Origin of the sequence: Mesorhizobium sp. J18, assembly GCF_007829525.1 — a bacterium.
Classification (GTDB): Bacteria; Pseudomonadota; Alphaproteobacteria; order Rhizobiales; family Rhizobiaceae; genus VLJP01.
The window spans coordinates 1-10,934 of the sequence record NZ_VLJP01000069.1 but is presented as its reverse complement, the minus strand read 5'-3'; the positions used below and the strand labels follow the sequence as shown (position 1 = coordinate 10,934).

The 10,934-nt window shown below is 57.9% G+C and carries 10 protein-coding genes and 1 pseudogene; 4 read left to right on the top strand and 7 right to left on the bottom strand.

Annotated features, from left to right (window positions below; genetic code table 11):
- The 5 genes and pseudogenes from L598_RS19415 to L598_RS19390 all read right to left on the bottom strand — a co-directional run.
- Positions 1-366 (bottom strand): annotated as a pseudogene (locus L598_RS19415) (cell division protein FtsZ); the annotation flags it as partial.
- Positions 367-781: 415 nt separating this feature from the next.
- On the bottom strand, positions 782-2,047 hold the full coding sequence (locus L598_RS19405) for an FAD-dependent oxidoreductase (RefSeq protein WP_144865355.1): 1,266 nt from the start codon (positions 2,045-2,047) through the stop codon (positions 782-784).
- Positions 2,048-2,189: 142 nt separating this feature from the next.
- The gene (locus L598_RS19400; RefSeq protein ID WP_144865353.1) at positions 2,190-3,443 is read right to left on the bottom strand and encodes an O-antigen ligase; all 1,254 of its coding nucleotides are present in this window, start codon (positions 3,441-3,443) and stop codon (positions 2,190-2,192) included.
- Positions 3,444-3,478: 35 nt separating this feature from the next.
- The gene (locus L598_RS19395; RefSeq protein WP_246658839.1) at positions 3,479-4,750 is read right to left on the bottom strand and encodes a polysaccharide biosynthesis/export family protein; all 1,272 of its coding nucleotides are present in this window, start codon (positions 4,748-4,750) and stop codon (positions 3,479-3,481) included.
- Between the two features lie 34 nt (positions 4,751-4,784).
- Entirely contained in the window at positions 4,785-5,432 is a 648-nt protein-coding gene (locus L598_RS19390) for a sugar transferase (RefSeq protein WP_246658841.1), read from the bottom strand.
- 671 nt (positions 5,433-6,103) lie between these two features.
- Here L598_RS19390 and L598_RS19385 point away from each other — a divergent pair.
- Entirely contained in the window at positions 6,104-6,373 is a 270-nt protein-coding gene (locus L598_RS19385; protein ID WP_144865350.1) for an exopolysaccharide production repressor protein, read from the top strand.
- A 297-nt stretch (positions 6,374-6,670) separates the two neighbouring features.
- Positions 6,671-6,976, top strand: coding sequence for a septal ring lytic transglycosylase RlpA family protein (locus L598_RS19380; protein ID WP_246658840.1), 306 nt, complete (start codon positions 6,671-6,673; stop codon positions 6,974-6,976).
- 61 nt (positions 6,977-7,037) lie between these two features.
- Here L598_RS19380 and L598_RS19375 read toward each other — a convergent pair whose 3' ends face one another.
- A complete protein-coding gene (locus L598_RS19375) occupies positions 7,038-7,805 on the bottom strand; it encodes an SDR family oxidoreductase (protein ID WP_144865346.1) in 768 nt (255 codons plus the stop codon).
- A gap of 226 nt (positions 7,806-8,031) precedes the next feature.
- On the opposite strand from L598_RS19375, the gene gshB reads away from it, so the two are divergent.
- On the top strand, positions 8,032-8,979 hold the full coding sequence (gene gshB / locus L598_RS19370; RefSeq protein WP_144865344.1) for a glutathione synthase: 948 nt from the start codon (positions 8,032-8,034) through the stop codon (positions 8,977-8,979).
- A gap of 163 nt (positions 8,980-9,142) precedes the next feature.
- Positions 9,143-10,675: a YifB family Mg chelatase-like AAA ATPase gene (locus L598_RS19365; protein ID WP_144865342.1), complete on the top strand. Its 1,533-nt coding sequence runs from the start codon at positions 9,143-9,145 to the stop codon at positions 10,673-10,675.
- Between the two features lie 14 nt (positions 10,676-10,689).
- On the opposite strand, the gene L598_RS19360 is transcribed toward L598_RS19365, so the two are convergent.
- On the bottom strand, positions 10,690-10,934 hold a 245-nt coding region (locus tag L598_RS19360; protein ID WP_186445117.1), incomplete at its 5' end, for a transposase.

Genomic DNA, 10,934 nt, shown 5'->3' with positions numbered 1-10,934 from the left:
GGCCCTTGCTATCACCGGTGCCGCGCCCGTTCCGGTTCCGCCGCCCATGCCTGCCGTGACAAAGCACATATGTGTTCCCGAAAGATGGTCCATGACCTCGTCGATGGATTCTKCGSSGCCAGCCTGCCCGATATCGGGCAGGCTGCCCGCGCCAAGTCCTTCGGTCGCGTAAGCACCGAGCTGAATCACCCGCGGAGCTCTAGACATGCCTAGCGCCTGGGCGTCGGTATTGGCAGCAATGAATTCCACGCCCTCCAGACCATCCGCGATCATGTTATTGATGGCGTTGCCGCCACCGCCACCTACGCCAACGACAGTCAGCTTAGGCTTCATCTCGGAAATCTCGGGCTTTTTGTTGTCTGTCATGGCATCCGTCCTGCAAGTCCCCGCGCCGAATCGGATGCCATTAGGGAATCAGATAGCCCGCTGCGGTGCAAGGAGCCGCATCCGGATCACTCTGCTATCTGGAAGAATGTCGCGATGGCCTCGAAAATTGCAAAATCTCAGCACCTCCCCGCGGCGCGGTGAATTGAGCCGCGGCCACCGCCTCAATCAGGAGATCAAGAGCTTGGCGCACCTTCCTGCTGGTTTCGTCATCGCCTGACAAATGCAGCCAGGCATGTTCGAGATGCTCACGTGCAAATGCGAAATCCGACGGCATCAGCTTTTTCCTCGTCCTTCGTGCCCTGTCTGGTTTCCGGACTATCATCCAAGCCGCAAAGACCTGGTGAAATGCACTGGGAGGATTTGATTCAAATTGAAATTGCGCGCGGCGGCACTGTCAGCCTGCCTCTGCGGCAGGGCTTCCAAGATCATTCGCTACCTTGTCGCCTGCAAGGGCGAAAGCTTCGGCAACCCGACCCCGCTCCACATCATCCGGGGTTGGCGAGAATCCGGCACCCAGCATCTTGCGTCCCAGCATATGGTCCGCAGGCCGGTTGACCGAATCGATTGCCAGAAGTCGTTGCCCTGCAAAATGATAGACCGAGAAGGCATTCTCCTCCTGAGACCCGACGAGTATGTGACGATCGGCGTCGAAAGACAGCCCGACCATCTGCAGCTTCATGTCACCAATATCGGACCAGAACCATGGAATGGCGCGATAAGGCTCCGGACGGCCAATGATGGTGCGGGCTGCGGTGCGAGCCTGGTCAGTGGCATTCTGTACCGATTCCAGGCGAACCAACCGCGCAGCGTGCCAATGATGGTAGCGGGCGCAATCGCCGATCGCCAATATGTCGGGATGCGAGGTCTGCAATGCATGATTGACGAGGATTCCATTGTTGCATGCAAGGCCAGCTTCCTCAGCCAAGCGCGTGTTCGGATCGACACCTATACCCGCAACGACGAATCCGGCAGGGATCTCCTCGCCTGCCGAGGTCCTGACCGACTTGACGACACCGCCCTCGGCATTGATGCGGGAAACACCGGTGTGGAGTAAAAAACGGATGCCCTGCCCGGAAAGCCTCCTCAAAACATGATCTGAAACATAGGGCGAAACCACACGGCCAAGCAGCCGATCCGCAAGCTCCAGCACTGTCACGTTCTTGCCGAGCGCCGCAAGCGTGGCGGCTATTTCCAGGCCGATGAAGCCGCCACCGATGATGACGGCCGCCGAGGCGGTCGGCAACAGGGTCCGCAGCCGTCGTGAATCGTCGATTGTTCGGATCGCGACCACGCCCGGCAGATCTGCTCCAGGCACCTGTGGCAGGCGCGGCGTGGCCCCCGTCGCAAGCACCAGCTTGTCGAAATAGCGCTTTTCGCCTCCCTCAAGGGTAACAGAGTGGGCCGCAACATCTATTGCTTCCGCCGCGACGGCGGGCAGGAATTCAATATCGTTCGTCCTGTAGAAGCTTTCCGCCCGCAAGAGTTGTGATTTGTCTTCAGCTGCCTTGAGGAACGTCTTTGAAAGCGGGGGCCTGTGATAGGGGAAATCGGTTTCCTTGCTGAGCAGAAGCACCGGCTCGTCATATCCTTCCTGGCGAAGGGTCGCAGCAAGCTGGGTACCGGCATGTCCCGCCCCAATTATGATCGTTCCTTTGCCCATCGGCTCGATTCCCAAAGTGTAGTTCGTTTTTTAATTGATGACGGCATAGACCCCTGTACGGGGCCGATGCAATGAAAAGCAACCGGCGATCCTGGCCGCAGAAATGGGGAGCGCCGGCAGATTTTTCACTATCGGAATTGTTTCAATGTTGGGTTGCCCTCAACACGGGCGCCGCGACAATATCTCGTCGTCCCGAGCCGGCGAGCGATCCGACGGAATAGTAGAGCAGGAATGAGCCTATGATATAGGGATTGATGACATCCACCTCCACGGCCGAACGGACCACCAGGAGAATCCCGAATCCGAACAGAATATGAGCCTGCAGGTCGCGCCGGTCCGAAACCGCTCTGCCGAGGGGAGGAAAAAGGCTGCTCCAGAAAATGGGTATGAGCAATAACAGCCCCAGGAGGCCAAGTTCCACGAGTGTTTCGATAAAGGTATTGTGGAAATGAAAGCCGGTTCTGGTCTCGATGAAGAATTCCTCCCAGAGCCTTTCTGCATCGGCGAAGCCCTGCACCCAATAGGCCTGATAGCCCACGCCGAATATCGGATGCTCGCGAAATGCGGCCATGCCTTCAGACCAGAGATAGGTTCGGCCCGTTAGCGTCGCATCCTTGCCGAATACCCCTAACAGAGCATCGAAAGCACCAAGGTTGAAAGCGACAAAGGCTCCCGTCAGAGCCAGCGCAATACCAAAGAGAAAAACGAATCGCCGCACCAGCGGCGTGAAATGCAACATGGCGCGAAGACACAGACAGGCAGCAAGAACGACTGCAACGGCTATGATCGACGTTGCCGATTGAGAAGCCAGAAGACAATAAGCCGACAAGGCTCCAACCACGAGAGCGAAGATGCCCCACAAGCTGCGTTCGCGCAGGGGGACCAGCGCGGCATAGGCGAGATAAATGCCCACCGAAGCAAAGAAGCCGAGTTGGTTCTTGGACGAAAAGGCTCCAACCAAGCTGTAGGCCCCGTCCAGCGGATCATAACTATGGGTTCCGTCCGCGAGCGAATAAGCCAGCACCAATGCAATGCCTGACAGCCCTCCGAGAGCAAGCGTTCTTATGTGGAGCACGCGCGCCGCAATCAACGCGCAGACGACATGGGAAAGATACTGAACCCCGCCGCGCAAGGAACTGCCCGGTGCTGCCGACCAGAAGGTCGAAAGGCATGCGAACAGGGCAAAGCCCAATATCCACCAGGACTTAACAAAAATGTCGACGAAACGGCGCTGGTCGACAATAACAAGAGGTAGCCAGAAAGCGTAATAAACGAGAATCAGAAGCTGCCCGAACCGGGTCGAATACGCAAAGGCGAAGAAGGAAACTGCCACAGCTACTGCGCCGAACCAGAAGTTCCGCTCGGGACTGAGCAGCAGGCCTTTGGCGATCTTCATCTTGCAATCCGTGGCGCTGATCCGCCTCCTGCACCCTAGTCCGACAAGAGAGGCGGAATTTTCACCTTCACGACGTCGCCTGGAAGGACCGCGGTGTTTTGATCGGCGGCGATCTCCTCCGTCTTGCCATCAGCCGCCCTGACGATCCTCAGGATGACCCTGTTCATGTCATCCTCACCTTCGAGCGCCAAAGCAGGTGCGTTCGACAAAGCTTCCGCCATCAGTTTCTTGTACATTTCGATCTGGAGCGTCAACGCTTCGATCTTCGCTTCGGTCTCCTGCTGTTGTTGGGAAATCTCCGACTCCCGATCATTCTGGAGATTGGTGGCGTCCTGCTCGGCTCCGTTTATATCCTGTCGGGCACGCAGCACAGCAGTTTCCATATCCAGGACCTTGCCTTCCATCTCGGCGATTGTCTGTTCGACGGTGAGCACACGGGCATTCACTGTCAGACCACGCTCGGCGAGGCTTCCAACGCCTTTCAGCTCTTCCCTGGACAGCTCGATCTGTCTGTTCTGGGTCGCGATTTTCTTTTCCAGCGACTCGATTTCATTGCGCAGGAGCTGTTTCAGATCCTCGATCCCCTCCAGCTGTAGCTCAACCCGCTTTCGACGCGCTTCCATGAATCCAGCCTCTTCAGCGAGCAGCTTCTCGGCGATATCGAGATCGGCAAGCTCTTCCGGCATAGTGATCGAGGCCGCCCCCTGAGCTTCCGCCTGAAGGCGTGCGCGCCGCGCATAAAGCCTGTTCCTCTCGGCAATCAGGACCTCGAGATTGCCTTGGGCATTGATGTAGTCTCGCTCGATCCTAAGCGACGCATCTGCCGATCGCCGCAGCCCGCCGGCGACACTCACCGTCCGCAGCACGGTCAGACCGGGATCATACGGATATCTTCCCGGATTCTGCACATCACCGGTAACAAAGATCGGGCGGTATTCGATGATCTCGACCGAAGCTGCAGGCCGGTCCAGCAAACCGAATCTCTGCTGGAGTTCGTCAGCAATCGTCTCTTCGATCTCGGCGGTTGTCTTCCCCGCTGCCGGAATCTGCCCGACAAAAGGCAGGGAGATGCTGCCGGACGGTCCAACCGTATAGTCGCCTGCGACAGACGACCATTCCCGAACCGCCCCTTCGGCCGTCTGCCACTCGGCAACCTTGATCCGCAGCTTGTCCATGGGGCCGAGCTCATATTCGGCTGCGGAAACTCCCGCCCCGGTCAGCAAAAGGGTTAGAATTGCTACGAAAATACAGACACAGCGCATACCGGCAAGCGGCGCGCCGCGCGACAAGACAAATGCTGCCTTCAACGCATACTCCCAGTTCGGTAGAACAAACGCAGCATCAATAGCTGCCGCGCGATGCCAGCACAGCCGGTACGGTTCGGACGATGATGACGAGGTCGAATGCAAATGACCAATTCTCGACATATCGCCGATCGAACGCCACACGCCGGCGATAGGGCACATCATTACGGCCGCTGATCTGCCACAAGCCGGTAAGGCCAGGCCGCGAGCGCAGATAGTAGACGGCGGCACGACCGTAAAGATCGAGCTCTTCCTGCACCACCGGGCGCGGGCCGACGAAGCTCATCTCGCCGCGCAATATGTTGAAGAGCTGAGGAAGTTCATCGAGGCTCAGTTTGCGCAGCACCGCGCCTACACGCGTGACGCGCGGATCATCCTGAAGCTTGCGCGTCGCCAGCCACTCCTCGCGGGCGGCGGCATCCTGCAGGAGATGGTTCTTGAGGACTTCATCTCCGTTTTCGACCATCGTGCGGAATTTATAGCAGCGAAAGGTACGGCCATTTCGGCCGACGCGCGCATGCCCGTATAAGATGGGGCCGGGGCTCGACGCTTTCACGAGAAGCGCCAGCATCAGAAGCAATGGGCTGAACAGTAGGAGGGCAAGAATGGAGCCGACAATGTCGAAGCTCCGCTTGGCGACGCCGCCCAAGGCAGGCTCCTCCTCACGGCGTATTTTATTAGGCATATTGGCGAGTATTGCCGCATATCTCATAATGCGTCTCCGCGAAAACAAAACGGCCGCCGATCCTGATATGGAAATGCTGCGCTGCAGCACGGCAGTAAGGTAGTCCGATGCTTATGAAAGCACTATGATAAGTTGACGGCCGGAGACCTCACCCGTAATCATATTTTGTGTCCTGCCGTTATAATAGCTCGACTGGAAGTGTCTCGATTTCACAGACGCAATAGAGAGTAGCCGTTTCGATGAACATATATTGTTAAGTCAGAAAACAGATTTAAAAGACGTAAAAAAATTCTTTCGAACCATCTTATAGCATTGAATAAATAACTTTAATTCCTGTCTTAAAAAATCTTGCTCTCAAGAAAGACACGCTTCCAAGTCGGATGATATTTCGCAGAAGCGAAATGAAAAATATCATCTTTCTAGCCAATTCACCTTAGGTCGATATAGCAGAACATCATCAAGTCTGTGATGAAAAGCAGTCATATGTTGCATGCCGCGTTTCAGACGAATATATCAGGGATGCAAGGTTCCCTTGGCCATGCCGATCGATCGGATTTTAACTGTATCGACCTGTTGGCAGAGAAGGAGACCGTCCGATATGGCTTCGGCTGGGAGGTTGGTGACATGTTCGTGGTGCAAACCGGGCATGTTTGCGGCGGCAGGGCTTAGTAATGTCTTTCATGCTCTTTTTGCGAGGAATGCTCCTCGTCCTGGCGGTGTTTGCAGTCGCGACATATCTGGCGACGCAATCCCTCTGGTTGACCTTTCTCTATTCCCTGCTGATCGCCGTATTTCTTCAGGTCGGCTACTTTCTCGCCATCCTCTTTATGGTCTGGCGCATGCCAGCCAAGAGAACGCAGCAGACCGCGCCAAGCGCTGAAACAAGTCAGCCTCGCAAAGCGAAGCCAGCCGGTGAACTCCCTGGATCGCTTGGACACTGACTGGTATCGAGCTGAGTTTCCCTAGCCGGCCAACAAGACCTCGATTTACAGGTTTGGCTGTACCGGCCAGCTATAGCTGAAAATTTCTGCCGTTCAGCTTGGTGGCGGGCGTCGGAATCAAACTTTTTTCACCAAATATTTTCCGCCGACTCCAAACGTGCTTGGCATTTTTTCTCTCCGTCACCCGACTGCCCGATTTGCTTCCTAGCCGCGGAAGCTGTGGTTTGGTTGGAGAGGGGTTCCTCGATGCAGAAAGACTTGTGCCGCGCTTTGCGCGCACCGGTAGTCGCATTGTGCATGTTCGCGTCCGCGGGAACAGCATCAGCGCAATGCGGCGGAGCCTCATGGTATGCACTTACGTCCATGACGGCCTCAGGTGAGCGGATGAACCCTGCTGCTCTGACCGCCGCGCACCGCAGCCTGCCCTTCGGTACGAAAGTGAAGGTCACCAATCGCCGCAACGGGAAGACGGTCGTCGTCCGCATCAATGATCGCGGGCCCTTTGTGAAAGGCCGGGTTATCGATCTTTCCAAGGCTGCGGCGATGAAGCTCGGCTTTATCCGTGCCGGCCATACAAAGATCTGTCTTCAGGCAGCAAAATAGTCCTGCGAATCAGACCCCGGACACGCTTCAGCCAGCTCATCAGTGCAGCCTTCTGGCGCGCTCACAATATGCCTCCATCAACGATAAGGGTTTGGGCTGTCAGCATCCGCGCCGCGTCGGAGGCCAGGAACAGGCATGGTCCCACCATGTCCTCGGGATGGATTTCCTTCTTGAGACATTGCCTCTGGATATGGTCGCGCAGGCCTTCCTCCGTAACCCAGAGTTCCCTTTGCCGCTCGGTTATCACCCAGCCCGGAGCAATAGCGTTGACCCGGATTCCATATGGACCCAAAGCGCCTGCCAGGCCTTTTGTAAGGCCGATGATACCAGCTTTGGCCGCGGTATAGGCAGGCATGTCGCCCTGGTTGATCATGAAGGAGGTCGAAGTGAAGTTGACGATCGCCCCGCCGCCGGCCGCCTTCATCCCTTCCACCACGGCCTGGACCGTGAAGAAGTGCGGTCTCAGATTGATGGCTTGATTGTTGTCCCAGTATTCCCGCGTTACATCCTCGATATTGTGGCGATCATCGCGCGCGGCATTGTTGATCAGGACGGTAATCGGTCCGTGTTCCGATATTGCGTGCGCCACCGCCGCGCGCAATTGCTCTATGTCGCGTAAATCCGCATGGAGGAAGAGCGGCAATGCCCCAAGCTTTCCGGCCAGATCGTCGCAAAGCGCCTCGCTCGCCTCCCGTGCGATGTCGATGAATGCGACCCTTGCACCCTGACGCAGAAAGCCTTCGGTCAGTGCTGCGCCGATGCCGGTTCCACCGCCGGTTATGAGGACAGAAGCACCTTCCAGATCGGCAAATTTGGCGGTCGGCATCATTCCGGCTCCTTGCTGACGGATGGATATTGCGCGCTGTTGAGCAGGGAGAAAAGATCGCGCGCCTCGAGCTATCCTGCAAGGTAGCAGGCTTCTGGGCGGGGGCTTGCGGGACGATTTCCCCTCCCTGCTTCCCGCACTGCAATGCAGATGCGTAGCATTCAACTCGACGGATGCCGTCAAATGGGCTACCTGCCTCTTGCCAGAATTTCAGACCGCCGGAGACCCCATGCCCCTTCGCGTTGCAGTCCAGATGGACCACATCTCCACTATCTCGATTGACGGCGACACGACCTTCGCCCTGTGTCTGGAGGCACAGAGACGCGGTCATCAGCTTTGGCACTATACGCCGAACCGCCTGAGCATGCTCGGCGGGACGGCATATGCCAGCACCGAAGCCCTGAAGGTGCGCGACGAAAAGGGACGACATTTCGAACTCGGCGAGCCGGAAAAGCTGGACCTTGCCGAGATGGACGTGGTCCTGCTTCGACAGGACCCGCCTTTCGATATGAACTACATCACGACCACGCATATTCTCGAGCGCATCCATCCGAAGACTCTCGTGGTTAACGACCCGACATGGGTGCGTAACAGCCCGGAAAAGATCTTCGTCATGGAGTTTCCGGAGTTCATGCCGGAAACCCTGATCACCAAGGATCCGCGGGAGGTTGACGCCTTCCGGAAGAATTTCGGCGACATCATCGTCAAACCGCTTTACGGCAATGGCGGCGCGGGCATTTTCCATCTGCATGAGGCCGACCGGAATCTCGCCTCGCTGCTTGAAATGTTCGCGCAGATGTATCGAGAGCCATTCATCGTCCAACGCTACCTCAAGGAAGTACGCGGCGGCGACAAGCGTATTATTCTGATCGAAGGCGAGCCCGTGGGGGCGATCAACCGTGTGCCGGCCGAGCACGATTCGCGCTCCAACATGCATGTCGGCGGACGCGCGGAGCCATCAGAGATTACGGATCGCGAGCGGGAGATCTGCGATCGCATCGGTCCGGCGTTGAAGGAACGCGGTTTTGTTCTCGTCGGCATCGACGTTATCGGAGGCTATCTGACCGAGATCAATGTGACTTCACCGACCGGCATCCGTGAGGTCCAGAAATTCGGCGGCGCGGATATTGCCGCACTTTTCTGGGATGCGGTGGAGAACCGAAAAGCCGCCGGTTAATCTGCGGATGTTCCGCGTGGACAACTCGTTGCAACCTGCTTGCAACCCAGGCGGCAGAATGTTCTTGCAATGTTCTTGATTTGCCCCGCGCATTATGATTGTATTGAGTTGAGTTCTCGGGCTTGAGGCGCTCGGCGGCGCCTGACTCATGGGGTAGTAGGGCATGGTTTCGCGCGTTCGTACGATTGCTTTCGATGGTATCGAGGCAGTCTCGGTCGATGTTCAGGTGATGATCGCGCCTGGAAAGGTCGGCATGCATATCGTCGGTCTTGCCGACAAGGCCGTGGCCGAGAGCCGGGAACGTGTGCAGGCGGCCCTTCATGCCTCAGGCCTGTCGATGCCCGCCAAGAAGGTAACCGTCAATCTCGCACCGGCCGACCTGCCGAAGGAAGGCAGCCACTACGACCTCCCCATAGCACTCGGCCTGATGGCGGCGCTTGGCGCCATACCGGCCGATGCGCTTGCCGATTATGTGGTGCTTGGCGAATTGTCGCTTGATGGTACCATTGCGCCGGTTGCAGGCGTATTGCCGGCGGCGATTGGCGCCAATGGAATGGAGAGGGGGTTGATCTGCCCGCATGCCTGCGGGCCGGAAGCCGCCTGGGCAGGGTCCGAGATCGACATTCTCGCGCCGCGCAGCCTTATAGCACTTGCCAACCACTTTCGCGGAACTCAGGTGCTGAGCCGACCCGAACCCAGCGTCCGCTCGGCGGCAAGGGACCTTCCGGACATGGCCGACATCAAAGGACAGGAAAGCGCCAAGCGCGCACTTGAAGTAGCGGCGGCCGGCGGACACAATCTGCTGATGGTTGGCCCGCCAGGCGCCGGCAAGTCCATGCTGGCACAGCGCTTGCCATCCATATTGCCTCCTCTCGCACCAAAGGAACTCCTTGAAGTCTCCATGATCGCCTCCATAGCGGGGGAACTTGCCGATGGCCGCCTCTCTGACCGCCGGCCCTTCCGCGCACCGCATCATTCGGCCTCCATGGCGGCAATGGTCGGCGGCGGTCTGAGGGCGCGCCCTGGCGAGATGTCGCTTGCCCATCACGGCGTCCTTTTCCTTGATGAATTCCCCGAATTCTCCCCACAGGTGCTCGATTCGCTACGCCAGCCGCTTGAGACAGCCGAATGCGTGATTGCGCGGGCCAATCACCGTGTCAGCTATCCGGCCCGGATCCAGCTCGTGGCAGCAATGAACCCTTGCCGTTGCGGCATGGCCGGAGAACCCGGTCACCGTTGCGTGCGAGGGCCACGCTGCGTATCGGACTATCAGGCTCGCATCTCGGGCCCGCTGCTCGACCGGATCGACCTGCGTATCGAGGTACCCGCCGTGTCCGCCAGTGATCTGATCCGCCCGGGAAGAGCAGAGACGAGTGCGGTCGTGGCAGAACGGGTTGCCCGCGCCCGCAAGCTTCAGCAGGAGCGTTTCACTGCCCTTGGCCTGCCTTCCTGGACAACGAATGCCCATTGCTCCACTGCGCTGGTCGAGGAGATCGCGGCACCGGACACAGCAGGAGCGGCTCTCCTGAAGGAAGCGAGCGAGAAGATGGGTTTCTCTGCCCGCGCCTATCACCGTGTCCTGAAGGTGGCGCGGACGCTTGCCGATCTGGCCGGCGAGGAAAAGGTCGGACGATTGCATCTCGCCGAAGCGATCTCCTATCGCCTAGCGGGTGAAAGGTTGGCTCAGGCAGCCTAGCTCTCTAGAGCGTTTCAGGTTTTGACGGAAGCGTATCCTGCGCTTTCGAGATAATTGCTGCATTCGGTTGGTTGGATTGTCGAGACGAGATGTCCGACGTGGCGCCAGGTATCCTCGATGGTGGGCTTCTGGGCGGCTCGCATCCAGTGCTTGATCTTGGCGAAGGCCTGCTCGATGGGATTGAGATCGGGCGAGTAGGGCGGCAGATACCAGAGCCTGGCGCCGGCTGCCCGGATCATCTGTTTGATGGCGACCGATT

What these genes read in the sequence shown, in the direction of transcription:
- L598_RS19400 (WP_144865353.1), bottom strand. Translation starts at nt 3,443, where the DNA reads ATGAAGATCGCCAAAGGCCTGCTGCTCAGTCCCGAGCGGAACTTCTGG.
- L598_RS19405 (WP_144865355.1), bottom strand. Translation starts at nt 2,047, where the DNA reads ATGGGCAAAGGAACGATCATAATTGGGGCGGGACATGCCGGTACCCAG.
- L598_RS19390 (WP_246658841.1), bottom strand. Translation starts at nt 5,432, where the DNA reads ATGCCTAATAAAATACGCCGTGAGGAGGAGCCTGCCTTGGGCGGCGTC.
- L598_RS19385 (WP_144865350.1), top strand. Translation starts at nt 6,104, where the DNA reads ATGTCTTTCATGCTCTTTTTGCGAGGAATGCTCCTCGTCCTGGCGGTG.
- gshB (WP_144865344.1), top strand. Translation starts at nt 8,032, where the DNA reads ATGCCCCTTCGCGTTGCAGTCCAGATGGACCACATCTCCACTATCTCG.
- L598_RS19365 (WP_144865342.1), top strand. Translation starts at nt 9,143, where the DNA reads ATGGTTTCGCGCGTTCGTACGATTGCTTTCGATGGTATCGAGGCAGTC.
- L598_RS19380 (WP_246658840.1), top strand. Translation starts at nt 6,671, where the DNA reads ATGTTCGCGTCCGCGGGAACAGCATCAGCGCAATGCGGCGGAGCCTCA.
- L598_RS19375 (WP_144865346.1), bottom strand. Translation starts at nt 7,805, where the DNA reads ATGATGCCGACCGCCAAATTTGCCGATCTGGAAGGTGCTTCTGTCCTC.